The sequence below is a fragment of the Candidatus Spongiihabitans sp. genome (assembly GCF_965237845.1).
Classification (GTDB): Bacteria; Pseudomonadota; Gammaproteobacteria; order Arenicellales; family Poriferihabitantaceae; genus Spongiihabitans.
The window spans coordinates 1,584,582-1,610,420 of record NZ_OZ250154.1 but is presented as its reverse complement, the minus strand read 5'-3'; the positions used below and the strand labels follow the sequence as shown (position 1 = coordinate 1,610,420).

Genomic DNA, 25,839 nt, shown 5'->3' with positions numbered 1-25,839 from the left:
TTGAAACCCAAATCTGGATCGAAGTGGGTCGTTGTCGCGGCCCTGGTCGGCAATGGACTCATTGCTGTTACAAAAATGTTTGCGTCTGCCGTAACCGGCAGTTCTGCCATGTTGAGCGAGGCCGTGCACTCCATTGTCGATACCGGCAATCAAGGACTTTTATTGTGGGGAATGAAGCGTTCATCCAAACCTGCGGATGAACGGCATCCATTCGGGTATGGCATGGAACTCTATTTTTGGACGTTTGTTGTGGCGATATTAATTTTCGCCATCGGGGCCGGGGTGTCGCTGTACGAAGGATTTACTAAAATTAACAGCCCAAGGGAGATTCAACACATCTATATTAACTACATCGTCTTGGGCGTAGCCATGATATTCGAAGGTTTTGCCTGGACGGTTGCTTTTCTGGAATTTCGGAAATACAAGGGGAAAATGAGCTATTTCAAGGCCATGCAGGCGAGCAAGGACCCCACTGTTTTTACGGTATTATTTGAAGATAGCGCCGCAATGTTGGGCTTGATAGCGGCATTTATAGGATTATTGTTGACCCAATGGCTCGGTCACGCGCTATTTGATGCTTTGGCATCCATTGTTATCGGGATAATTTTAAGTTGTACCGCGATGTTATTGGCATATGAGAGCAAAGGTTTGTTGATTGGCGAGGCCGCCAGCCGGGAAGTCGTGTCCGGAATACGCCTGATTTTAAGCAAGGAAACGGATATTCTCAGTATTAATGAGATATTAACCATGCATATGGGGCCGGAAGATGTACTTCTGAACATCAGCCTGGATTTTCATGACAATATTTCTGCCGGAGATGTTGAAAGAACGATAACCCAACTGGAAAGCAGGATAAAAGCAAAATACCCACAGATCGCGAGAATATTTATCGAAGCCCAAAATAGAATCGCGCATCTGCGTAACATCGCCAACGAAAATGGAAATTTGTAGGTTATTTTTATTAAAGTAATACAGTAAAAATAGCGTTTAACTATATGTATAATAATATAATGTGCTATATTCCATTTTAATTATTGTAACTTCGTATAATGTATATTATGTAAAGTAGTAAATATTCGGATAGATTCAAATAAAATGAAACAATACTTCTTGCCATGCTTTCATATCTTATAAACTAAACTCGCCCAAAATTCAGAGGCTCATGTTCATGATTTCTAAAATTTCTAATCCACTGGCCAATTTGGTCAAACGCTCTCCCCTGATTTCTATTCAAGAACATATGCGTGCAGTAGTCGAATGCGCCCAGGAAGTCCCGACCCTGTTTGAGGCATTATGCGAACAAAATGATGCCGAGTTTCACGCGGTAAAACAGCGAATTTTCGATAAGGAAAGCGAAGCCGACCGTATAAAAAATTCTCTTAGAGGCCGACTGCCAAAATCTTTGTTTATGCCGGTTGATCGCCGTGACTTGCTGGAAGTGCTGCACATTCAAGACAGCATAGCGGATGCTGCCGAAGATATTGCGGAACTTCTGTTTGAGCGGCAGATGAAGATTCCAGCGCCAATGCAGAAGCCAATGATTGCATTGGCAAAGACCAGTGTCCAAGTCTGTGAACAATCGTTGAAAGTTATCGAAGAGTTGGACACGTTGTTAGAAACCGGGTTTCGCGGACATGATGCCCGGCAGGTTGAAGAAATGGTTGATGAATTGAATGCCATTGAAGATGACGCTGACGCACTGGAATTGGAGTTAGCGCGCACCCTGTTTAGCCTGGAATCAACTATCGATCCGGTATCGGTCATTATGTGGTATCGAATTATCGAATGGATCGGCGATCTGGCAGACTATGCGGAAAAAGTGGGTGATCGAATTCGCCTGTTTATTGCGCGCTAATTCGAGTGTTAAACGCCTCCCATTTTTAATCCCCTGCCCTGCTACCTATGGAAATACTCGCTCAATACGGCCCCATACTGATTGCGATTGCGATTGTATTTGGTTTTTTTATGACCTGGGGCATTGGCGCAAACGATGTTGCAAATGCGATGGGCACGTCCGTGGGATCGAATGCGATCACCGTTAAACAAGCCATTGTCATCGCGGCAATATTCGAATTCGCCGGCGCATTTCTCGCTGGCAGCCATGTCACAAAAACCATTCGCAAAGGCATTATCAATCCAGATTCCATATCCTCGCAACCCGAAATACTGGTATTTGGCATGTTGGCGGCGTTGTTGGCCGCAGCGATTTGGTTATTGGTCGCATCATGGAAAGGCTGGCCGGTTTCCACAACCCACGCCATCGTCGGCGCCATCGTCGGTTTTGGCATCGCCGGGATCGGCATGGAGGCGGTGCAATGGGCAAAGATCGGGGCTATCGTAGCGAGCTGGATTGTATCGCCACTGGTTGGCGGCGTGCTTGCGTATTTGCTCATGATTAGCATTCGCACACTCATTCTGAATCGAAAACGCCCATTCGAAATGGCTAAACGCTGGGCGCCGATGTACGTTTTCATGGTGGGGTTTATCGTTGCGTTGGTTACTGTTTTCAAAGGCTTAAAGCATTTGAACATCGATCTTTCCATCGCCCAAAGCTTTGTCGTCGCCATTGCTGCCGGTGCCTTGGTATCATTGATTAGCTGGCTATTGATTCGAAAAATAGAAATCGATGCCAATGCCGACCAGGACTTTCACTACGCCAGTGTCGAAAAAGTATTTACCCCAATGATGTTATTTACCGCCAGCGCGATGGCATTCGCGCATGGTTCGAATGATGTCGCCAATGGCATAGGGCCGTTAGCCGCAGTAGTGAGTATCATTCAGTCTGGCGGTGAACTGGCGCAAAAGGCCACCATTCCGGTGTGGATATTGTTATTGGGCGGCGGCGGCATCGTGCTTGGGCTGACTACCATGGGTTACCGCGTTATGCAAACCATAGGAAGTCAAATTACGCCATTGACGCCCACTAAAGGATTCTGTGCCACCCTGGCCGCCGCGGCGACCATTGTTATCGCATCGCGCACCGGTCTGCCGGTATCCACCACTCAAATTGCAGTCGGCGGCGTTATCGGCGTCGGCATGGCGCGTGGCATCGCGGCAATCGATCTCAGAGTTGTCGGCGGGATATTCGTCTCCTGGCTAATTACATTACCTGTGGGCGGCATCCTCGCCGCATTGATTTTCTTTGCACTGAAAGCGATTTTTGTTTAGTGTTTTCAGGTGCTTGTAATATCTTTTTCACCATTACCTTAATATCATTGAAAATTTATCACAACCACCAGCCGGCATAATCCATCTAATTCTATCCCGTTCTATTCGCTATCAATTCCTCAATCGCCGCCGGATCAGCCAGGGTGCTGGTATCGCCCAAATTTTCCAGCTCATTGGCCGCAATCTTTCGTAAAATTCTACGCATAATTTTTCCGGAACGGGTTTTTGGCAGGTCTGGAGCCCACTGGATTAGATCCGGTTTGGCAATGGCCCCAATTTCTTTTTTAACTAGTTCGAGTAATTCGGTTCGCAACTGTTCGGTCGGTTCGGTGCCGGCCATCAACGTGACATAAGCATAAATCCCCTGCCCCTTGATGGCATGGGGATAACCGACCACTGCCGCTTCGGCAACTTGCTCGTGCAATACCAGCGCGCTTTCAACTTCGGCGGTGCCCATACGATGGCCGGAAACGTTAATGACATCATCCACCCGCCCGGTAATCCAATAAAAACCATCTTCGTCCCGGCGCGCGCCGTCGCCGGTGGTGTAGTAACCCGGATAGGTTTTGAAATAAGTCTCGATGAAACGCTCATGATCGCCGTAGATGGTGCGCATTTGGCCGGGCCAGGATTGTTTGATCACCAGATTACCCGAGGTTGCACCTTCCAGCTCATTGCCATCAGCGTCCATCAATGCAGGTTGGATACCAAAAAATGGCCGCGTTGCCGAACCTGGTTTCAATACGGTCGCACCCGGCATCGGTGTAATCATAATGCCACCGGTTTCGGTCTGCCACCAGGTATCCACTATCGGACAACGACCGTCGCCGACCACATGGTAATACCATTCCCAGGCTTCCGGGTTAATCGGCTCTCCTACGGTGCCCAATACCCTTAAACTGCTGCGGCTGGTTTTGGTGACAAAATCATTGCCCTGCCCCATCAAAGCCCGCAATGCGGTGGGCGCGGTGTAAAAGATATTAACCTTATGCTTATCGACCACCTGCCAAAATCGTCCCGCATCAGGATAGGTTGGAATGCCTTCAAACATCATTGTAATCGCACCATTTGCCAATGCTCCGTAAACGACATAGGAATGCCCGGTAACCCAACCCACATCAGCGGTACACCAATAAATTTCACCTTCATGGTAATCAAATACGTATTTGTGGGTCATGGCGGTAAAAAGCTGATACCCGCCGGTGGTGTGCAATACGCCTTTGGGCTTGCCGGTAGAACCGGAGGTGTACAGGATAAACAACGGATCTTCAGCCTCCATATGCTCCGGTGGGCAGTCTGTGGATGCCTCGAGCATGGCTTCGTGGTACCAGACATCGCGTTGTGCGCTACCGGTCACCGGATTGCCGGTTCGTTGCACGACGATAGTGGTATGCACATCAGGGCAGCTTGTCAAAGATTTTTCCACATTTTCCTTGAGCGGTACGTTTTTACCCCCCCGCGGGCCTTCATCGGCGGTAATAACCACCTGGCAATCAGAATCCAGTATTCTGTCGCGTAGCGCATCAGGAGAAAAACCACCAAATACAATAGAATGCACCGCGCCGATGCGGGCACAAGCGAGCATAGCCACCGCAGCTTCAGGAATCATTGGCATATAAATGGACACGCGGTCTCCTTTCTTCACGCCACGCGACTTGAGAACATTCCCAAACTTACTAACTAACTCGAATAGTTCATTATAAGTAATTGATTTATCAATATCTGTTTCGTCACCTTCCCATATTATGGCAACCTGATTTCCTCGGTTTTCAAGATGTCGATCGACACAGTTATAGCAAACATTAAGTTCCGCTCCTTCAAACCATTTTATATCCGCCTGATGGAAATCCACCGACATAACACTATCCCAAGGCTTATACCAACTCACGAATTGGTTGGCTTGCTCAGCCCAGAATCTTGTTGGGTCGTCCACGGACTGCTGGTACATTTTCAGATATTGTTGGTTGTTGATGTGTGCATTTTCAACAATTCCGCTATTTGCTTCATAAACTTTATCGTCTGACATTTGTATTTCTCACGTATTATTTTAATTTGGATTTTAGTTTGGATTTTTGAACTTTACGGGCAAACGGCACAATTCGCAACCACAAGAACGTTCCGCAAAATGCTACGACTGTTCGTAAATAAACCGCGCGGTCATCAAATCTACATGACCGCCGCCACCGTTTTTAAATACGGTTATCTCTTGGTCAGAGGTTCGGCCAGGATGCTTGTTCCGACATAAATCGTAATGATCAGCAAGCACATCGGCTGCACTGATCACGCCGTTTTTTATGGGAATCATGAGCTCGCCGATCTCACCGATGGTGGTCAGACGAGAATTAACGAATAGCCTGCTGCGTCGAATTGTTTGGTCATCGGCTTCACGCATATCCGGCGTGAAAGCGCCCACTAAATCGACATGCGTGCCGACTCGCAGCCATTGACCCTTAATCAATGGCTCGGTAGTGCGCGTCGCGCAACATATCAGGTCGGCTTGTTTAACCGCGGCGGCAAGATTTTCGATCACCTCGACTTGTATTTTACCGGTTTTTAAACGCCCGGCCAGCTCAAAGGCGCCACGGGTTGTTCGATTCCACAACAAGATTTTTCTGATAGACGGTCGTACCGCTTGATGAGCGTCAATCAGGTAGGGCGCCATATCTCCGGCGCCCACCATCAGCATGGTTTCCACCTCTTGGCGGGCCAGATAACGCGCCCCCAAGGCTGAGTCTGCGGCGGTTTTGTAGTAGGTCATCACGGTGCCGTCTATGGTCGCTAAAGGCAGTCCGTTTTTGCCATCCAGCAACACGTAAATAGCCTGAATCGCGGGAAGATCATTGGCGGAATTTGCTGGAATGATGGAAATAATTTTTGCGCCCATAGCGCGATCATGTTGCCACGCTGCGCGGATAAAAAATGAATTATCCGATTCGGCTGCTGTGGGTTGTGTCAACAGTAAATCGCGCATCTCCTCGGTTGGCTGTTGATGCAATTGCGAGAGCCTGTCGATAAGCCTGGAAAACTCACATATACGATGCACTTGCTCAGCATCAATAGATTTCATAATTCCACCCTGTTTAGCCTCAGCGCATTGGCGATCACGGACACCGAGCTGAAGCTCATCGCCGCTGCAGCGATGATTGGACTTAACAGTATGCCGAATGCCGGATACAGCACGCCAGCCGCGACCGGCACTCCCAGGCTGTTGTAGGCAAAGGCAAAGAACAGGTTCTGGCGAATATTTTGCATGGTCGCCCGACTCAGTCGCCGCGCACGGACGATGCCGCGCAGATCGCCTTTCACCAGCGTGACGCCGGCGCTTTCCATGGCCACGTCGGTGCCCGTGCCCATGGCAATACCCACTTGAGCTTGGGCCAATGCGGGGGCATCGTTTATGCCATCGCCCGCCATCGCCACGACATGTCCGGCCTCTTGCAGTTGTTTTATTTTCTCGGCTTTCTGGCCAGGCAACACGCCGGCGACAATGTCATTAATAGCGAGCTTTTGGGCGACAGCACGGGCTGTGGTTTCATTATCGCCGGTAAGCATAATCACCCTTAACCCTTCATCGTGCAGGGCCTTGATGGCTGCTGGGGTAGTGGATTTGACCGGGTCAGCGACCCCGACCAATCCGGCAACCGCGCCGTCAATGGAGACAAACATGACGGTTTGCCCGTCTGTGCGCATTTGCTCACTATGTTGCCATAATGAATCTGAAGTTTTGAGTTTCAGTTGCTCCAGCAACGCACGATTGCCAAGGCCAACCATCTTGCCATCAACGATGCCAGTAACGCCTTTTCCGGTAACCGACTGAAACGATTCAGCCTGTCCGGGTTCAATGCCGCGGCCGCGCGCGCCCTCGACAATGGCCGCAGCCAGAGGGTGTTCACTGCCACGTTCCAGCGTCGCTGCACAATACAATAGCTGCGTGTCATCGACATTCCCCACCGGACTTACGGAAACCAGCTTCGGTTGCCCCTCGGTCAGTGTTCCCGTTTTGTCAACCACCAGCATATCGACCTTGCGTATCATTTCGATTGCTTCGGCGTTTTTGAACAATACGCCTGCGTTCGCACCCTTACCGGTGGCAACCATGATGGACATTGGGGTGGCCAGTCCCAATGCACAGGGACAAGCAATAATTAACACCGCCACGGCATTGATAATGGCGTAGGCCATAGCCGGCTCCGGACCCCACAGCGCCCAGGCGATAAAGGCGATCACCGCAACCAGGATTACCGCCGGAACAAAATAACCGGCGACAACATCAGCAAGCATTTGAATCGGCGCACGGCTGCGCTGCGCCTGGGCGACCATCTGCACAATTTGCGCAAGCAAAGTGTCGGCGCCGACACGCTGGGCCTCGATAACCAAGCCGCCGGTTCCGTTGACTGTCGCTCCAAGAACCCGATCATTCACCGTTTTTGCCACCGGAATGGGTTCGCCGGTAATCATGGACTCGTCTATTGCGCTGTCACCCTCCAGGACCAGGCCATCAACCGGCACTTTTTCGCCCGGTCTGATGCGCAAATAATCCCCCGGCTGGACTTGGTCTAGCAGTACGTCCCGCTCACTTCCATCGGCTTCGATCCGTCTGGCGGTATTTGGCGCGAGACCCAGAAGCGCTTTAATGGCGGCCCCGGTACTGCTGCGCACGCGTAGTTCCATGACCTGACCGAGCAACACCAAGGCGATGATGACTGCTGCCGTTTCAAAGTAAATGGCGACTTCTCCAAACTCGTCACCAAACGATCCCGGAAAAATCTCCGGCGCCAGCGTCGCCACCAAACTATAAGCATAGGCGACTCCGGTGCCGAGGGCGATCAAGGTGAACATGTTTAGATTTCGGCTCATTACCGAGCGCCAGCCACGCACAAAGAATGGCCAGCCACCCCAAAGCACCACGGGTGTGGCAACAATCATTTCCAGCCAGGCCAGGCTGCGGGGAGACCCCAGCCAGTCGAAACTGACTCCCGGTACGAGCCCACCCATAGCGATGATCAACAGGGGGATTGACAGCGCGACGCTGAAACGGAACCGCCGGGTCATATCGGCCAGCTCCGGGTTTTCTTGTTCCTTCAGTTCTACGGTAACAGGCGCAAGCGCCATGCCACAGATCGGGCAATCACCAGGTCCATCCTCGGCAATTTCGGGATGCATCGGGCAGGTGTATTGCGTGTGCGTGACCTGCAGCACCAGTTCTCTTTCAAGCGCCATACCACATACCGGGCATGCGCCAGGTTTGTTCTCCTGGACTTCCGGGTGCATCGGGCAAGTGTAAATCCCGCCTTCCTGATTCGGAGTTTCGCTCTCTTTTCGAGCCTTGCCTGACAAATAATCATCCGCATCCGCACTGAACTTTGCCTGACAGCGATTACTGCAGAAATAATAGGTAGTACCGCCCTGTACTGCGGTCGCTACCGGGCGTTTGGGATCGACGCTCATCCCGCACACCGGATCGGTTGCCATCGTGTTTTCGGCTGGTGCCGAATTTTGCTCGTCATTCATTGAGTATGCCTGCCTAAGTTAAGAAATGCCGTTATACAACCTGTTCTACAAATTATGGCATCGCGGTCGCTTAATACCCTGCCAGTTAGAATTCCACTGCCCAGCAGCGAGGTCGAAACCCAAACGCGGCGCAATTCGACTCATAACCGAGGTCGTAGTAAAAAGACTTGCCATCAAGCCGAGTACCGGAACCGGAATCAGCAACGGTCCTAGAGTTATTATCGTATTTGGCATGTGCCGAATTACAACGCAATTCAATTTTTACTAGTGGGCATCTGATTGTATTACTGCCGTGTGCGCTTGCTGTGCGGCCTCAGTAAGTTTCGGATAAGGCACATACCCCCCTAGCCTGCCGCCATCTTCGAGAATGATTGTCGGGGTGCCTCTGACACCAACCTGAACGCCCAGTGCATAGTGCGCGCTAACCGGATTTGGGCATTTTTTCTGTACCACCGCCAGCCCGGCTTTGGCATCAGTTATTGCCTGGCGGGGATCATCCGCACACCATACAGAAGCCATGTCGTCGGCGACAGAAGAAGGAATACCGGCTCGTGGATATGCGAGATACCGGACCTTAACCCCATTTTCGTTGAGTTGCGGCACCTCCTGATGCAGTTTCGTGCAATACGGGCAGGTGATGTCGGTAAAAACCGTAATCGTGCTTTTGACTTGTTCAGGAGCAAACACAATCATGCTGTCCTCGCCGATATTCCCGATCACATCAGCGAGCGCTTTTTTACGTTCAAGTTCAGTCAGGTTTACACCCTGTGCGAGATCAATCAGGTCGCCGTCCACGACGTAGCGACCATCTGCGGACATATACACGACGTTAGACCCAAAAGACACTTGGAATAATCCCGCTATTGGGGACCTTGCGGCATTTTCTGTGGTAAACCCAGGGAAAAATTTATTTGCCGTATCAATAACGGCTTGTGGAATATGCTGCCCCGAATAGGATGTGAGCATTGGAAAGAGGCTAAACACAGCCATCAAAACCATGCCTGTTTTCATGTTTATTTTCATCGATAACTCCTAAATGCACCAATATATTAAGCAGGCCGAGAATGACCGCTGAAACCAATTGCCCGTCGGGTCAACTGGCGTCAAAACGAATAACGATTAAATTTATTACTATGATTGAGTGAACGTGGAAATTACAGTTCGCACGTATTGTTGGTTTCGCGCTTGCATGTCGCATAATAAACCCCGTATTGAGCGCTGAGTCAAGCGTACTTATCAATCAATAACAATAAAATATTCCAACTTTTGGTATTGACCTTGTTTTGCTTGTACCGGATTTAGACTTCATGTATTCGGCCAGCAGTTATAATCTAAGGCTTAGTATCGTTTTGTTAACGTCGTATGATAGATTTAACCCATTGATTTATCTAATCAGAAAATAAAATGGTACGCCAATCCAGTCGTAGAAACCGTCGTGGTTCAGCTAAGCAAAAAGTTGCTGCCATTGGCTTGCCTCAACTCGAACGTAAAAAGTTACGCAACCGTTTCGCGCCAGTAGAGCCGATGGACCAGGAGCAGGTTGAATTAATTCACGATGCATCGTTGCGGCTTCTTGAACAACAAGGCATCGAAGTTCTTGGCGACCAGGCACTGGCGCTGTTTTGCCAGGCCGGCGCCGATGTGGATGCGGATGGCATTGTGAAAATGGAGCGCGGGCTGGTGCTGGAAACCATTTCCAAAGCGCCTGCTGAATTTACACTGATGCCGAGAAATTCCGAAAATGCCGTGTCGGTTGGAGGCGATGTCATTAATTTCGGGCTGGTATCCGGACCACCCAACGTTCACGACAACATTCAGGGTCGGCGCGCCGGTAATATTGATGACTACCGCAAGGTCATCAGTTTCGGTCAATACTTTAATGTGTTGACATTCTTCGGAAATCAAGCGCTCGCGCCCACCGACCTGCCCGCCAACAATCGCCACCTTGATACAACGATAATTAATTTAACCCTGTCAGACAAGGTGTTTTTTGCCACTGGCATCGGTGGCGGGCGGGCCAGGGATGCGGTTGAACTATGCGCCATTGCACGCGGTCTCCGCCTCGATGAGATGCTGGATAGTCCCGCGGTACTGACCAATATAAACATCAACTCGCCGCGTAAGCTGGATGACTCGATGGCCTACGGCGCGATGCAGATGGCAATGCTTGGTCAGGCGGTTGTGGTAACACCGTTTACGTTGATGGGGGCGATGACGCCGGCGACCATGGCCGGTGCATTGGTACAACAAAACGCCGAGGCGTTGCTTGGCATATCTTTGGTGCAATTGACCCGTCCAGGCGCCCCTGTGGTCTATGGCGGATTTACCTCAAATGTTGATATGCGCTCTGGGTCACCCGCATTCGGCACGCCAGAGAACGCGCTTGCCAATATGGCTGGCGGTCAGTTTGCGCGCAAATACAATCTGCCCTATCGAACCAGCGCATGCAACGCCTCCAATGCCGTGGACGGACAGGCTACCTGGGAAACGCAAATGGCGTTGTGGGGCGCGGTCATGGGGCATGGCAATTTCATTCACCATTCCGCTGGCTGGCTTGAAGGTGGATTAGTCGCATCGTTTGAGAAAATTGTGATGGATTGTGAAATGCTGCAACATATGAGCAGCATGCTCGAACCGATCAAAATTGATGTTTGCGAAATGGGTCTTGAAGCGATCGAAGAGGTTGGTCCAGGCGGTCATTTTTTTGGCTGTGCGCACACCCTGGAGCGCTACAAAACCGCGTTTTACCAACCCTTTCTAAGTGACTGGCAGAATCATGAAAATTGGGTGCTTGCCGGGGCTAAGGATGCAACCATGCGGGCAACGGAAACCTGGCAGAAAGTACTCAATGAATTTGAGCAACCACCGACTGACCCGGCGATTCGAGAGGCTATGGAAGCCTATGTCGCTAAACGTAAGGAAAAACTAAAAACCAACGAACCCGAACTCGAACCTACGCCGCTATAAATAATAAAGCGCACAAATTCAGCCGCAGTAAAACCGGTGTAACAATCAATTGATTTGTATTGTGTATATATTAGTATATGCTTAATAAATGACTTTTCTGGAGCGGCTTTGTGAATCCCTGAATCACGCAAATGTTGGTTACGTGATTGTCGGCGGATATGCCGTGGCGTTGCATGGGGCAATTAGAGGTACGCTGGATATCGATATTGCGCTGCAGTGGTCGAAAAAAAATTTAAAAAAGGCCGAATCCGCTCTCAATCGTATTGGGTTGGAATCACGCCTGCCGATTACCGCCGAAGACGTGTTCAATTATCGTTATGAGTACATTCGAAACCGTAATCTAATGACCTGGAACTTCCACAATCCGGCTGATTTATCCGAACGACTGGATGTCATCATCAACTTTGATGCTAGGGGAAAGAAGCTCGCATACAAGAAAATCTCCGGCATTTCAATCCCGATTTTAAATATCAATGATTTGATACAAATGAAAAAATCGAGCGGCCGGCCCCAGGACATAGAAGACGCCAAAGCACTGAAGAATCTAAAATGAAAGCCATTCAGTTTTTTAGCGACGACTATCTGAATCAATGCAAAGCGCTGTCGTCAACTCAAATAGTGCGTTATCTTGACGATTTCAGATTGATCAACAAGCCCGCTAACAAATCACAATCAAAATTAATTAGCATCAAAAGTGAATCTAATCTGTTGGAAGCATTCAAAACCACAACCGGCCTCGACGGAATGCCGTATCAAACCAGAATTAAACAAATTATGCGTGATTGACTGATTCAAGAGAGTTGATTCAATTCACATAAACATATGTAATCCACCCTCACGGTCAATACTTTCGCTGGCTGAGCTTGCCTGAACGCCGAATATGCGGCAGGTATTTTGAAGATTAACCCTGAAAATTAAATGAATAAACCAGACCAGCGGCTGATTCGATTACATAACACGTCAATCACCGCGCGCAATAATATGGTAAAGCCACAAAGCGCAATCAACGCCGCAAACATGAGATCAATTTTTACCCGTCCATTCGCCAGCAACATCAAATAGCCCAATCCCTGGGATGCGCCAACCCATTCACCGATCACTGCGCCGATTGGTGCATAGACCGCCGCCAAACGAATGCCGGAGGCCAGTGAGGGCAAAGCCGCCGGCACACGTACCTGCAACAGTATGCGCGGGCGTGTCGCCTGCATACTGTCTGCCAGATCGAGAAAACCACTCGGCGTTGCGCGAAGACCGTCAAAAAATGTAGAGGTCACCGGGAAATAAATAATTAAAATGGTCATCGCAATTTTTGATCCCAGACCATATCCCAGCCACAGGGTTAACATCGGTGCCAACGCGAATACTGGCACCGTTTGACTCAGTACCAGAATGGGCATAACGAAACGCCTGGCTGTATTCGACATCATCAGATACAAAGCCGTCGCCGCCCCCAACACCGTGCCCATCACCAGGCCAATCAAGACTTCCGTAGCGGTTACCAATGTATGTTGCGAAATCAACTCAGCATTATATACAAAGGCTTCAATTACGCGCATCGGCCCCGGCAAAATATAAGGTGGCACGTTGGTCAACCAAACGATAACTTGCCAGACAAACAATATCAGCAGAATGGAAATCCCAAGGTCTTTTAGATTGAGCTTTGTCGTAGCGTTGGTGCGAACTGTTTTCACCTCGTTTAGTTATTTTCTGAACGTGGCATCAAGTATAGGTTATGTTTAAGTTTGCTCTTGAATTCATGCTCGTGCTCGTTCCTTAAAAATATAAGGGGTGCGAAGTACACCTCGTTTAGTTATTCTTGGAACGTGGCATCAAGTATAGGTTATGTTTAAGTTTGTTCTTGAATTCATGCTCGTGCTCGTTCCTTAAAAATATAAGGGGTGCGAAGTACACCTCGGTTAGTTATTTTCTGAACGTGGCATCAAGTATAATCTATGTTTAAGTTTGTTCTTGAATTCATGCTCGTGCTCGTTCCTTAAAAATATAAGGGGTGCGAAGTACACCTCGGTTAGTTATTTTCTGAACGTGGCATCAAGTATAGGTTATGTTTAAGTTTGTTCTTGAATTCATGCTCGTGCTCGTTCCTTAAAAATATAAGGGGTGCGAAGTACACCTCGTTTAGTTATTCTTGCACCTCGGTCTAAATCTTTGATCGGGCATAGCAGAACGTGGCATCAAGTATAGGTTATATTTAAGTTTGCTCTTGAATTCATGCTCGTGCTCGTTCCTTAACCCGCGCCTCTTAATGTCATCAACAAGTCAGCCTGGGCTTTAAGCATTGCCGTGTCATCCACAGCCCGGATCGGCTCTGCGGCTTTGAAGGATTGTGCAGTGACACCCTGCTCGGACATCAAGTACAGGTGATGTGACAATCGCACCGCTTCAGCCGGATCATGGGTCACCAACAATACCGTTTTTCCCTTCAAAACCTCAAACGCCAATTCCTGCATATCGCTTCGGGTACGCGCATCCAGCGCAGAAAAAGGCTCATCGAGCAGCACAACAGGGGTGTCTTCCATTAGCGTGCGCGCCAGTGCGACGCGTTGCCGCATGCCACCTGAAAGCTGGTGCGGTCGTTTGTCGATATGCTCGCTCAACCCAACTCGTTGTATCAGTTCGCAAGCACGCTCAACATTAGCATGGTCTCCTCGAAGTCGCTGTCCCAGCATTACGTTGTGCTTCACATTCAACCATGGAAACAACAAATCCGACTGCGCCATGTAGGATATACGGTCATTAACAGGATACCCATCTTCGGCGACGATTTCGCCAGTAAATTCACCCCCGGTAGAAAGGCCAGCCAGCAGTCTAAGCAATGTTGACTTGCCTACTCCAGAGCGGCCCAACAAGCAGTTCCATTGTCCGGCAACAAGCTCAAGGAACAACCCCTCAAACAAACACCGACCATCGTAGGTAACGCTGCCGAATAGCCGAACACCAATACCGATATTGTCCCGACTGTCCAATTTCTGCTCCAATTTTGTGCGGATTCCTGTCGGTCAAGTCTTTAGTCAAATTAGTCAGCACTGACATCCACGGCCAGCTGATCAACTGTTAATTCTCTCTCGACCAGACCAGAATCCAGTAGAAACTTTTCAAATCGCCGGTACCGAATCGCATCAAATGCCGAGGGTCTGAGCGCGAAACGCGGCAAGGTATCTCGCCAGGCGCGCTTGTTTAGTTCATCCTGTAATTCTTTAGCAGTCCCGGAAAATATTTTCCAGCTTTGTTGCGGGTGATTGACCATGAACTGAGTCGCTTTTTCGGTGGCGGCAAGGAAACGGGCAATCTTGTCCGTATCCATATTTTCGGGGTTTGCTACATAAATGAGTTCATCATAAGACGGCAGCCCCTCCTCTTCAAGATAAAAACACCGACCGGGCACCCCTTCAATATCCATTTGGTTTAATTCAAAGTTGCGAAACGCGCCGACCACCGCATCAACCTGTTTGGACATCAGTGCCGGCGACAACGACCAGTTTACATTCACCAGTTCAATATCATCCAAACTCAAACCGTTCGATTCAAGAATAGCCGTCAGCAAGGCTTCTTCTACTCCGGCAACTGAAAAACCGACTTTCTTCCCGACCAAGTCAGCCACGCTTTTGATCGACCCATCTTCCAATACCAGCAGGCAGTTCAGCGGCGTCGCCACCAGCGTACCCACACGAATTAACGGTAACCCCGTGTGTACCTGTAAATGCAGCTGAGGCTGATACGATACGGCTAAATCCGCTTGACCAGCCGCAACAAGTTTGGGCGGGTCAGCAGGACCAGCGGGAGGAATAATTTCCACCTCCAATTCTTGCTCTGCGAAATAGCCGTTCTCTTGAGCAATAATAATCGGCCCATGATTCGGATTAATAAACCAGTCGAGCATCAGGGTGAGTTTTTCTGTAGCGATTGCAGGGGAGGCAAAAGACAGCAAAAGTGTAAGCATTAAAGTTTTCATGTCTAAAATTATTTTTGAAAATTATATTTACAATGGTTCAAGTTGTGAAACCTGCTTGCTGACCAGTCGTTGATAATTATCAGTCAAACGTGAAAAGCGTAGGATTTTTGTAACATCGCGTTGCTTGGGCAAAACCAGATTGCCATTATTCGCAACACGGTCAACCAGGGATGACCGCCAGTCCAGCGCGGTTGGTGTGGTGGTTGGAAGTGAATTTTCAGGATCTGGCATTTCTAATTTCTCGCAATTGATACGGCGAAAAATTTAGCACTGTCCCGGAATTTATTAGGTAGGTAAGCAAGTGCCGTTTCCTTCGCCGGCATTATCCGGAGCAGGTTCGATGGGTCAGCTTTCGCTTCTCAGCCACACGGCGCCCCAACGGTTACACAAAGACTATCAGTATAATGCCCGGACTGCAAGATTAAATGCGACAGATTAAGTACGTTGAAGCCACGTCGGGGAAAATCGAAAGTTATCGGCAATTTGGAAATAGTCACACCGGCATCTCCGGGCGTTAGCCCTGAAAAGCGGTTAGACATCGCGGTACAGGGCAAAACAGTTAGATTCCATTGAACTCGTATATTTGCTCATACAAATGCTGGAGGGGTTCACTCAACAAAGCGAGGAAATAACCACAAATTATTTCTTGCGAAGCGTGGCGCCTTCCGCGGAATCTTCGATTTCATACCCCAATTCAGTAATCTGATCCCTGAATTTGTCCGCTTCGACCCAGTTTCGAGTCTTTCTAGCTTGCGAGCGTAAATCCATTAATTCTTTTACCGGGTCAGGGATTTCCACCACAGTGGGCTGCCAATTTGTCAGATTGAGGCCAAGAATTTTGTCGCATTCAAGCAGGGTGGCCTTTTTTACGGCGGGAGCAAGATTGCTTTTCACCAGCTTCCATATCACAGCCAGTGCCTTGGGCGTGTTTAAGTCGTCATAGACTTCGTGGCAAACCTGTTGCAGATATTGATCGTCGGGTGTTCCCGGCTCGCCCCAGGCATGTACCGCCGAGCGCAATCGATTCAATGCGGTTTGTGCACTATCCAGACTTGCCCAGGTGAATTTGAGATCGCTGCGATAATGGGCAGTCAAACAAAGATATCGATAACTAAGCGGGTCATAGCCATGATCCAGCAATGTTTGCAGGCGCAAACGCGCCCCTGCAGACTTGGACATCTTTGATTGATCGGTCTCAAGGAAATAGCCATGCAGCCAGAAATTTGCCAATTTAGTTCCATAGCATATTTCCGCTTGAGCGATTTCGTTAGAGTGATGTACCGGAATGTGGTCTTTGCCGCCACAGTGTATATCAAACATTTCTCCAAGATATTTAACCGCCATGGCAGAACATTCAATGTGCCAGCCAGGAAATCCTATGCCCCAAGGGCTTTCCCATTCCATCTGCCTGACTCGATCTTTTGGGCTGAATTTCCAAAGCGCGAAATCCGTGGCGTTGCGTTTTTCACCGACATCAATTCGTTGGCCGGCGTTTAACCCAGTAACATCAAGTCGTGCCAGGTATCCGTAGTTCCTGAGTTTGGATGTATCAAAATACACCCCATCAGTCGTGATATATGCAAATCCTTTTTTCTCGATTTCCCGGATGGCATTAATTTGTTCGGAAATATGGTCTGTCGCCCGGCACCATATACCCGGTTCCAGAATATTCAGAGCAACCAGATCTTGCTTAAATGCGTTGGTATAAAACTCGGCAATTTCCCAGGCAGGTTTGCCGGTCCTTTTTGATCCTTGTTCAATTTTATCCTCACCGGTATCCGCATCGGAAGTGAGATGCCCGACATCAGTAATATTGATCACGTGGGTGACATCGTAACCGAAGAATTCCAAAGTGCGGCGAAGAGTATCTTCAAAAATATAGGTGCGTAAATTACCGATATGAGCGTAGTCATATACCGTAGGTCCGCAGGCATAAATGCCTACTTGATTTCCTTTAATCGGTTGGAATTCGCGCAGACTACGCGAATAGCTGTCGTACAACTTTATTTTCATGTGTTGCGAAGCCCTGAAACGCTCAAAATGTTTTGCTAATTTCAATCCGATCAAGATAGTATCACGTCGGATTGCGGTGAGCGATGGTATAATATTCCGACCATACATTCCATTTTTTGATGCCTGCGCCTGATTAACCTAAGGAAAATATTCTGACTCCACTGCCAAGACTATATTATGACCATCGCATTCATTGCCGATTTGCATCTAGACCCTGTGCGACCAGAGTCAACCCAATGGTTCAAAGAATTCATGAACAATTCAACTGGCCTGCTAAGTCGGCTTTATATTCTAGGTGATCTGTTCGAGGTTTGGATTGGGGATGACGGCGGGGACGCCCTGGGCCAGGGAGAGGTGGAAAATATAATCAAGTCTACGGTGAATGCCGGGCTGGATATATTTTTTATTCATGGCAATCGGGATTTCCTGGTCGGCAATGACTTCGCAAACCGTACCGGCTGCAAAATACTCCCGGATCCGACGTTGATTACTCTGGGATCAGAACCAGTGTTGCTGACCCACGGCGACACTCTGTGCACTGACGATATCGAACACCAAACAGCGCGCCAGGAAATGATGACTTCCAAATGGAAAATTGCGTTTCTGAATAAACCTGTTAACGAAAGAATGGATACCGCCCGGTCAATGCGAACAAAAAGCGAGGTTGCCAAAAAAACCAAAAGCATGGAGATTATGGATGTTAACCAACAACACGTTGAAAAAGTCATGCGCGAGCACGGTGTGTTAACAATAATACACGGTCACACCCATAAACCCGCAGTCCATGAATTTGACCTGGATAACGTGCCTGCGAAACGATACGTACTTGGGGATTGGTACACTCAAAAGAGCGTGCTCTATTACGACCATGGCCGTTTTGCGCTGCGCGGATAATTGCGCGGACAATCATTATGGGAAGCTCTGAATAATGTCATCCTGACGTTGGTTTTCAGCGATGCCTGATTTCAAGCAGGTACATCACCATGGTGTGTTCTTCGGCGCCAAATTCAAAATGATAGGCATCTGACAACTTCTCAACAGCCTGTATTTGTTCAAGGTTGTCTCTGAATACCGGGTTAAACTGGTACAAATTAAAATCAACAATGCGGTATTGAAATCCATGTTTCTGTAACAGATTTTCTGTGCGTTGCGCGCCCAACATCGAAACCTGCATCAAATAGGCAATCCCCCCTTTGGCAAGATAGTTATCCAGATTCCTTATAAAATGGTCCAGCAGATTCCTGCCCCAGTAATCTATATCGCGGTGCCCGCTAAATTGACCTCTGGGGTTGGTAGGCATCTGGTAAAGGCTCGCCACAATCACGTCAAATTTGTTATCCGGCATAAACGAGTACAAATCAGCGGCGACACCTGTCATTTTGTCGGCAACGCCGTTACGAAATGCATTTGTTAAGGTGTTATCAACCGCTTTAGACTGAATATCAACCGCGGTCACGCTAGTTGCCTGGTTCAACGCCAGCTGAATTGCCAGGAGACCCACACCACACCCGACATCCAGGCAGGATTTGGATTCCCCAATGCCGTTATCAAACAAATATTTCCATATCAAATAGCTACCTTGAGTGGGTACGAACACACCCGAATCTACTGTAATTTCGGGGAATGGCAAAGGAAATAACTTTCGACCTTTCTGGTCGGTCCAATTTTTTACTTGTCCTAAGTCCGCGTTTTGGCACAATTCAGATAACGCACTCTGACCAGGCAACTTGGCCGTGGCTTTTTTTGCCTGGTCGCCTCTCGATATACCGTTTAATTTTTTAGCAACCAGTTTAATTTCGGCTGGACCAACCCCGCAGCAACCCCCAATTAATTGAGCCCCTTCAGCCCTCCACCCAAGCGCCAGTTCAGCAAACTTACCGGTATTCATTTGCTCATCGAACCGCCATCCAGTCTCGGCATATCGACCCATATTGGGATATACCCCAAGAGGTAAACTTGTGAAATCCCGCAGCCACGATAACGTGCCTTCGACTCTGTTGACCGGCAAACAATTGATCATTAACGCCTCGACACCCATGCGTTCCAGAGACTGGGCAAGCCGACCGAATCGGTCGCCCTCCGGTCCGCCCCAAAGCTGTCCATGAATTCCACACACCCCTTTTCGACAGCGTCGAAATGAAACCCAGACTGGCCAGCCGCTTTCAATTAGTATTTCAATGGTTTCAAACGTGAGATTGTCTTCAATCAGGGAAAGCGTCTCGAATAGAACCAGGTCCGGCGGGGTGTCCTCAAACACTTTCAATAGTAGTTCAATGGTGGCCTGTTGATCTTGTGTTTCTATTTCCCCGCCTATGCTGAATGCGACGGCCGCCGTGGCTTCCCGATTACCAGCCGCAATCGCTTTTCTGGGTAATTCAATGGCATCCCTGGCCAGGTCCATCCAGTGAATCGGTCGAGCCACGTGGATATCATAGTCCGCAGTGTAGGAAGGCGCATCCAGGATGGAGTAGGTATTGGTGGTCATAATTTCAGCGCCCGATTGCAGATACCTTTGGTGGACCTCCAGCACCGATTCAGGAGAAATATGCAAGGCATCGAACCCCCAATGGGTCTCATCGCTCAATCTAATCTGACCCACCCCGGATCGCTGTAATTCGGTTGCGATAGCGCCATCCAGAATAACGCATTGATCATTCTCGATTTGATTCAGGATATAAGCGTAACCAGAACTGTGTTTCATATCGTTATGTCCGCAGGTTGAATTTGTGTAAGCGCACACCCGTTAATTCTGTGCGCCTCAGGGTCAAAGTTTTAAGCGCGTTTTTCCCGTATATCGGTTATTTCTGAAAGATCCAGTTCGTTCTGCTCCTGATCTTTCGCTGTATCATTACGCTTGCGATCCACCATGCACAGGTATTCCGGGGTAACATCTCCAGTAATGTATTTGCCATCAAAACAGGAGGTATCAAACTGTTTGATGTTTGGATTGCATTGAGCCACCGCCGTGATTAAGTCATCGAGTTTCTGGTATATCAGTTTATCCGCACCAATCTCAGCACAAATCTGGTCATTGGTTCTATTATTTGCAATCAATTCCGCCGACGACGGCATGTCGATCCCGTACACATTGGGGTAGCGCACCGGTGGTGCAGCAGATGCAAAATACACTTTTTTTGCCCCGGCCTCCCTGGCCAGTTCAATAATTTTTTGGGATGTGGTTCCGCGCACGATGGAATCATCGACTAGTAAAACTGTTTTTCCGGTGAATTCGGATGCGATAGCATTTAGTTTTTGCCGCACTGATTTTTTTCGTTCAGCCTGACCCGGCATGATGAATGTTCGGCCTATATAACGATTTTTGATAAAGCCTTCACGATAGGGAAGTTTCAGCACTTTTCCCATTTCAAGCGCAGCCGTTCTGCTGGTATCCGGAACTGGAATAACCACATCAATATCGTGGTCCGGCCATTCCTGTTTTACTCGATGTCCCAAACGCTCTCCCATATAAATTCGTGTTTGATAAACCGGAATATCGTCAAGTATGGAATCGGGTCTGGCAAGATAAACATATTCGAAAATACAGGGTGCCTGGTTTGTCCGGCGCGCACAAATTGAACAGTGAACCTTGCCTTCAATATCGATCAACATAACTTCACCGGGTCGTATATCCCGTACTCGCTGATAACCCAAAACATCCAGCGCCACACTTTCTGAGGCAACCATATACGATGCCCCCGAATCTGACTTTTTAACGCCATAAACCAGAGGCCGGATTCCACAGGGGTCTCTAAATGCGACAATCCCAACCCCCACTATCATCGCAACCACGGCATAAGCGCCTTTACAGCGGCGCATCACGCCGCCCACTGCGGTAAAAAGATCTTCCGGCGCAGCGCGTAAACTTGATTCGCCAACGGCCGCTCGAAGTTCGTGGGCAAAAATATTCAGCAGGATTTCAGAATCTGACGAGGTGTTAAGTTGCCTTAAATCCTGCTTGAACAAGTCATCCCTGAGTTCATCCGCGTTGGTTAAATTCCCATTATGCCCTAGTGCAATCCCAAATGGCGAATTCACATAAAATGGCTGGGCTTCAGCGCGCGAGTCGCCACCAGCAGTGGGATAACGAACATGCCCTACTCCCATCGTTCCTTGCAGCTGCACCATATGACGGGTATGAAAAACATCCCGAACCAAACCATTGTCTTTTCGCAAATAAACCCGGTTGCCGTCGCTGGTCATGATGCCTGCCGAATCCTGGCCACGATGTTGCACGACGGTCAAACTGTCATACAACGCCTGGTTTACACGATCGTTTCCGAGAATTCCTACCAGTCCGCACATAAATTCACATCCATCAAGGCGCCATTATCTAAGCAATTTTTGGTGTCACAGATTCAGCGATATCCGTCGGCAGCAGCGATCGAATAAAATCCGTAACCGGGTTGAAATAGTCCACCAATAGCGAATCGTGCCACCATGGCTGAGAGATCAAGCCCATAAATGTGGCAACCAATATCAGTGCCGCCACGACAATAATGCCGCGTATCAGACCAAAAAGGGTGCCGAGCGAGCGATCCACGCCAGAAATCCTCGTGATTGAAAGTATTCTGTAGATTAAATGACTGAACATGGAAATTAAAATCAGTGCCGCCACAAATATTCCGGCGAAAGCAGCGACCGTTCTTAACGGTGGCTGATCAATATAGGGATCCAGATATGCTGCGCCTGCGGCAGCATAAGTGTAAGCGATCCACACGGAGGCAATCCAAGAGAACAACGATAATACTTCACGGATAAATCCTCTGAATAATCCAATAATCAATGAAATTGAAACGATGGCAACGATAGCAATATCAACAACATTCATTAAATTGATACACTCGGATTGTCAGGCCGGTTGTCAGGAAATCTCCCGTTAAAACCGCAACCGGGAATTTTATTTTTGGTTAAAAACAGGCGCCGACAGTGAATGCCATCAATCAATTTTAACCATGCCTTAAAGTTCATCACTGAATTTATCACTTGAAATTTACCCCTTATAATTCATTGGGGAATAATCTGTCAGGACGAGTGTTTGGTCACATAACCCTTTTCGCCAGTGATGGCCTTGAGCCGCATGCTAACTTTTTCGGCGGTTTCCTTTTTTGTATAAGGCCCGAGCCATATTCGTGTGGCCACTCCCAATGTTGTTTGTACCTGAGTATGTTGTGTGCGGAATCCACTATTAATTAGCAATGTAGAGACTGAATCCACATTTTCTATATCGGAATATGTTCCGACGCGCACGCTCCATCCGCTCTTGTTCAAAGAAATATCACCTTCGGAAATATCCTGCGACGACGGGTCGGGCGGTTGCTGCGAGGTTTTTGAACCCGAATTTGATTTTTTATCTATGGTGAGGACCAGGTTTCCTTCGGTGGTTGGTGCCGTTTGCCGCGTAGTTTTAATGGGCGCCTCTATTTTTTGCATTTCGGTTTGATCCAAATTTATAGTGTCAAGCTTCAGCGGTTGTGCTTTTGATTCAAAAGTCTGCTCAGAGCGGCCATAATGATTACTGGATTTCGCACTACTCTGACTTTCTGGTTCTTTCAACAAAACAGAAATCACAATGATCGCCAACGCAACGATAATGACCGCACCCGTTAGGCGGTGTTTTATTTTGTACTGCGGCTGAATTTTTGTATTCGATTTAAACATGGTCAAACTGGCTGCAGGGGCAACAGGTCGTTTTGCGAGTTAAGCTCAAGATTGCAATATCTCATCTGACAAGGGATGCACCGGCGCACTTAATTGGTTTGCTGATTTGTTTGCTCGACGTAGTTAATTATATCACCGACGATATAAAATGACCCAAAGATTACCACTCTATCCTCGATGTTAGCCTGCTCCATTGCAGCTAAATAAGCATCGACCGGATTTCTCTTGACTACCCACTGTGGGCGTTTGGTCGAGTGTTTGACAACCTGCTTTAATTGACTGGCTACTTGATCGCCGGTTTGCCCTCTTTCGCCGCTCAAGGACGCTAAAAACCAATAATCCACATGCGCCATCATTGGTTTGATAATTTGATCGAGTGCTTTGTCAGCCAACACGCCAATGACCGCATAGGTTTTTCCGGCGCACTCCCGGCCGCTGAGAAACTCGGCAAGTTTGATGGCGGAATCCTGATTGTGCGCGACATCAACGATCACTTCCGGGCAATTATTAGATCGGTTGGTCATCACTTGACACCGGGCAGACAGCCTGGCTCTACTCAGGCCCTGAGTTAGATCTGAGACGGTTACCCCGGTTTTGCCACTGGTCAACGCTAATGCAGCCACCACACCGCCGAGGTTGGCAATTTGATGATGACCGTTAAAAGGCGGGACTAACGAACTAATGCAACGCCAATCTTGCGGAATTTCAGCATGGCTGCTTTTCCACCGCAGCCCTCCCCCGTTTTCGATCTTGCTGGCGACCCTGTTTGCGATTTGTTCAATCCAATAGTCCCGCTCGGCCCCAATCACTGTGGCATTTTGTTGATTCGATATTGCCAACACACTTTCTGGAATATTCGGATCGGAGCAAACCACTATTCCCTCTTGCTTGATTACACCCGCTTTTTCCGCTGCAATGGATTCTCGATCCGAGCCCAGCCATTGTTCATGATCAACGCTGATAGAAGTCATTAAAACCAGATCGTTATCCACCATATTAACCGCATCGAGGCGCCCGCCCATACCCACTTCCAGTATCGCAATATCGACATTGTACTGTTGAAAAATCAGCAGTGCCGCCAGTGTCCCAAATTCAAAATAGGTAAGCGGGATGCCGGCTCTGGCCTGTTCAATCTGAACAAAGGCTTGGCATATATCTTCATCGGTCGCTTCTGCGCCATCTATTCTTATGCGCTCATTGAAGCGCACCAGATGAGGAGAGGTGTAGGTTCCGGTGCGATTGCCGGATTGTTGAAACACGCCATCCAGCATACTCGCACAAGAGCCCTTGCCATTTGTCCCGGCAACGACCAGGGTGAAATTTGCACACTTGCCCTCAAGATTATTCCAAACCCGCGAAATACGGTCCAGGGTAAGGTCTATGGTTCTCCAGTGTTGGTTTTGGATATGTTCCAGCCATTTATTCAAGCCGAACTCCGGGTCAAAATCCAGATATGCGGAGTTCAATTGATATTTCCCTCTGTCGCTCCGCTAATCCATATGACTTTTTCTGGTGACCCTTCCCAATAATCCGCAGGCGCCTTGAAGAGTTGTGGCGACCTAACCACTCAATAGTTACTTGTCTGAGGCCGGCAGCAACTCACCCTCTCCCTCTACCCAATCCCGATCATTCCCAGACGATGGCGAAGTCAGTAACTCGGAATTTGAGTGAACCTGGGAACTGAATCCAAGTTTTTCGAGCAGCAAGCAAATTTCCTGTTTCATTTTTGGTCGATCAACAATCATGTCGATGGCACCATATTTAAGCAAGAATTCCGCACGCTGAAACCCTTCGGGCAATGTTTCTCGAACTGTCTGTTCAATCACCCGAGGCCCTGCAAACCCCACTAACGCCTTGGGCTCAGCAATAATAATGTCCCCAAGCATTGCCAGACTGGCTGAAACACCACCCATTGTGGGATCGGTCAGGACTGAAATATAGGGAATGCCCTGTTGTCGAAGTTTAGAAATTGCGACCGTGGTTTTTGACATTTGCATTAAAGAAAAAAGCGCTTCCTGCATTCTTGCCCCGCCGCTGGCGGTAAAACTAATCAGAGGCTGATGATTTTCGAGGCTATGGTTCGCAGTCTGAACAAATCGCTCGCCCACCACAGAGCCCATGGACCCGCCCATAAACTTGAATTCAAAGGCCACGGCGGAAACGCTTAATCCGTTAATCTGTCCAGTCGCTCCAAGCAGTGCTTCGGATAATTTGCTAGCCTTGCGTGCTTCCTGCAATCGATCTTTATACTTCTTTTTATCTTTGAACTTAAAAATATCGACGGTGTTAACATTTTCGGCTAACCACTGAATTGAGCCCTGATCGAAAAACGATTCCAGGCGTTCTTTTGCGCCCATCCGCATATGGTGGTTACATTTTGGACAAACCTGGAGGCTGTGCTTAAGCTCCACACCATACAGCACCGCTTGGCAGGCAGTGCATTTGTTCCACAACCCCTCAGGGACACCTTTGCGTCCTATTTTGCTGACGGTTTTTATTTTTGGCGGAAGTATTTTCTCAAACCAATTCATATTGTTATATGTTGTTATTAA

General features: G+C 48.5%; 22 protein-coding genes and 1 riboswitch. Of the genes, 7 read left to right on the top strand and 15 right to left on the bottom strand.

Annotated elements, in window-relative coordinates:
- The 3 genes from ACPXXB_RS07725 (at window position 1) to ACPXXB_RS07715 (ending at window position 3,168) form a co-directional block, all read left to right on the top strand.
- Window positions 1–951 (top strand): cation diffusion facilitator family transporter, encoded by a 951-nt coding sequence (locus ACPXXB_RS07725; RefSeq protein WP_423906212.1) that lies wholly within the window; start codon window positions 1–3, stop codon window positions 949–951.
- A 217-nt stretch (window positions 952–1,168) separates the two neighbouring features.
- Window positions 1,169–1,855, top strand: coding sequence for a TIGR00153 family protein (locus ACPXXB_RS07720; protein ID WP_423906209.1), 687 nt, complete (start codon window positions 1,169–1,171; stop codon window positions 1,853–1,855).
- A 47-nt stretch (window positions 1,856–1,902) separates the two neighbouring features.
- Window positions 1,903–3,168 (top strand): inorganic phosphate transporter, encoded by a 1,266-nt coding sequence (locus ACPXXB_RS07715; RefSeq protein WP_423906206.1) that lies wholly within the window; start codon window positions 1,903–1,905, stop codon window positions 3,166–3,168.
- Between the two features lie 91 nt (window positions 3,169–3,259).
- Here the strand turns inward: ACPXXB_RS07715 and acs are convergent, their stop codons facing one another.
- The 4 genes from acs to ACPXXB_RS07695 form a co-directional block, all read right to left on the bottom strand.
- Entirely contained in the window at window positions 3,260–5,194 is a 1,935-nt protein-coding gene (gene acs, locus ACPXXB_RS07710) for an acetate--CoA ligase (RefSeq protein ID WP_423906204.1), read from the bottom strand.
- A 102-nt stretch (window positions 5,195–5,296) separates the two neighbouring features.
- The gene (locus ACPXXB_RS07705; protein ID WP_423906201.1) at window positions 5,297–6,235 is read right to left on the bottom strand and encodes an ornithine cyclodeaminase family protein; all 939 of its coding nucleotides are present in this window, start codon (window positions 6,233–6,235) and stop codon (window positions 5,297–5,299) included.
- Entirely contained in the window at window positions 6,232–8,679 is a 2,448-nt protein-coding gene (locus ACPXXB_RS07700) for a heavy metal translocating P-type ATPase (protein ID WP_423906199.1), read from the bottom strand. The genes ACPXXB_RS07705 and ACPXXB_RS07700 overlap by 4 nt, the downstream gene beginning before the upstream one ends.
- Before the next feature lie 264 nt (window positions 8,680–8,943).
- Window positions 8,944–9,702: a DsbC family protein gene (locus tag ACPXXB_RS07695; protein ID WP_423906196.1), complete on the bottom strand. Its 759-nt coding sequence runs from the start codon at window positions 9,700–9,702 to the stop codon at window positions 8,944–8,946.
- A gap of 381 nt (window positions 9,703–10,083) precedes the next feature.
- Between ACPXXB_RS07695 and ACPXXB_RS07690 the strand changes: the two genes are divergently transcribed.
- The 3 genes from ACPXXB_RS07690 (at window position 10,084) to ACPXXB_RS07680 (ending at window position 12,432) form a co-directional block, all read left to right on the top strand.
- Window positions 10,084–11,646 (top strand): trimethylamine methyltransferase family protein, encoded by a 1,563-nt coding sequence (locus ACPXXB_RS07690; protein WP_423906193.1) that lies wholly within the window; start codon window positions 10,084–10,086, stop codon window positions 11,644–11,646.
- Between the two features lie 88 nt (window positions 11,647–11,734).
- On the top strand, window positions 11,735–12,199 hold the full coding sequence (locus tag ACPXXB_RS07685) for a DUF6036 family nucleotidyltransferase (protein WP_423906190.1): 465 nt from the start codon (window positions 11,735–11,737) through the stop codon (window positions 12,197–12,199).
- Window positions 12,196–12,432, top strand: a complete 237-nt coding sequence (locus tag ACPXXB_RS07680) for a hypothetical protein (protein WP_423906187.1) — start codon at window positions 12,196–12,198, stop codon at window positions 12,430–12,432. Before ACPXXB_RS07685 ends, ACPXXB_RS07680 begins: the two co-directional genes overlap by 4 nt.
- 128 nt (window positions 12,433–12,560) lie before the next feature.
- Here ACPXXB_RS07680 and ACPXXB_RS07675 read toward each other — a convergent pair whose 3' ends face one another.
- From ACPXXB_RS07675 to cysS, 5 genes are all read right to left on the bottom strand, one after another.
- On the bottom strand, window positions 12,561–13,337 hold the full coding sequence (locus ACPXXB_RS07675) for an ABC transporter permease (protein ID WP_423906185.1): 777 nt from the start codon (window positions 13,335–13,337) through the stop codon (window positions 12,561–12,563).
- Window positions 13,338–13,892: 555 nt separating this feature from the next.
- Window positions 13,893–14,642 (bottom strand): ABC transporter ATP-binding protein, encoded by a 750-nt coding sequence (locus ACPXXB_RS07670; RefSeq protein ID WP_423906182.1) that lies wholly within the window; start codon window positions 14,640–14,642, stop codon window positions 13,893–13,895.
- A gap of 38 nt (window positions 14,643–14,680) precedes the next feature.
- Window positions 14,681–15,616 (bottom strand): ABC transporter substrate-binding protein, encoded by a 936-nt coding sequence (locus ACPXXB_RS07665; RefSeq protein ID WP_423906181.1) that lies wholly within the window; start codon window positions 15,614–15,616, stop codon window positions 14,681–14,683.
- Between the two features lie 27 nt (window positions 15,617–15,643).
- The gene (locus ACPXXB_RS07660) at window positions 15,644–15,847 is read right to left on the bottom strand and encodes a hypothetical protein (protein ID WP_423906179.1); all 204 of its coding nucleotides are present in this window, start codon (window positions 15,845–15,847) and stop codon (window positions 15,644–15,646) included.
- Between the two features lie 60 nt (window positions 15,848–15,907).
- A riboswitch (TPP riboswitch) is annotated at window positions 15,908–16,004 on the bottom strand.
- Between the two features lie 251 nt (window positions 16,005–16,255).
- Entirely contained in the window at window positions 16,256–17,629 is a 1,374-nt protein-coding gene (gene cysS, locus ACPXXB_RS07655; protein WP_423906176.1) for a cysteine--tRNA ligase, read from the bottom strand.
- 177 nt (window positions 17,630–17,806) lie between these two features.
- Between cysS and ACPXXB_RS07650 the strand changes: the two genes are divergently transcribed.
- Window positions 17,807–18,523 carry a UDP-2,3-diacylglucosamine diphosphatase gene (locus ACPXXB_RS07650; protein ID WP_423906173.1) on the top strand — a complete coding sequence of 239 codons (717 nt, stop codon included), beginning with the start codon at window positions 17,807–17,809 and terminating at the stop codon, window positions 18,521–18,523.
- Window positions 18,524–18,578: 55 nt separating this feature from the next.
- On the opposite strand, the gene ACPXXB_RS07645 is transcribed toward ACPXXB_RS07650, so the two are convergent.
- The 6 genes from ACPXXB_RS07645 to accD all read right to left on the bottom strand — a co-directional run bounded on the left by ACPXXB_RS07645 (window position 18,579) and on the right by accD (window position 25,818).
- Window positions 18,579–20,330, bottom strand: a complete 1,752-nt coding sequence (locus ACPXXB_RS07645; RefSeq protein ID WP_423906170.1) for a homocysteine S-methyltransferase family protein — start codon at window positions 20,328–20,330, stop codon at window positions 18,579–18,581.
- A gap of 71 nt (window positions 20,331–20,401) precedes the next feature.
- Window positions 20,402–21,931: an amidophosphoribosyltransferase gene (purF, locus tag ACPXXB_RS07640; RefSeq protein ID WP_423906167.1), complete on the bottom strand. Its 1,530-nt coding sequence runs from the start codon at window positions 21,929–21,931 to the stop codon at window positions 20,402–20,404.
- A gap of 28 nt (window positions 21,932–21,959) precedes the next feature.
- Window positions 21,960–22,457, bottom strand: a complete 498-nt coding sequence (locus ACPXXB_RS07635) for a CvpA family protein (RefSeq protein ID WP_423906165.1) — start codon at window positions 22,455–22,457, stop codon at window positions 21,960–21,962.
- Between the two features lie 194 nt (window positions 22,458–22,651).
- Window positions 22,652–23,287 (bottom strand): SPOR domain-containing protein, encoded by a 636-nt coding sequence (locus tag ACPXXB_RS07630; RefSeq protein ID WP_423906163.1) that lies wholly within the window; start codon window positions 23,285–23,287, stop codon window positions 22,652–22,654.
- A gap of 89 nt (window positions 23,288–23,376) precedes the next feature.
- Window positions 23,377–24,753, bottom strand: coding sequence for a bifunctional folylpolyglutamate synthase/dihydrofolate synthase (locus ACPXXB_RS07625; protein ID WP_423906162.1), 1,377 nt, complete (start codon window positions 24,751–24,753; stop codon window positions 23,377–23,379).
- A gap of 108 nt (window positions 24,754–24,861) precedes the next feature.
- Window positions 24,862–25,818, bottom strand: coding sequence for an acetyl-CoA carboxylase, carboxyltransferase subunit beta (gene accD, locus ACPXXB_RS07620; RefSeq protein WP_423906159.1), 957 nt, complete (start codon window positions 25,816–25,818; stop codon window positions 24,862–24,864).
- Between the last annotated feature and the right edge of the window lie 21 nt (window positions 25,819–25,839).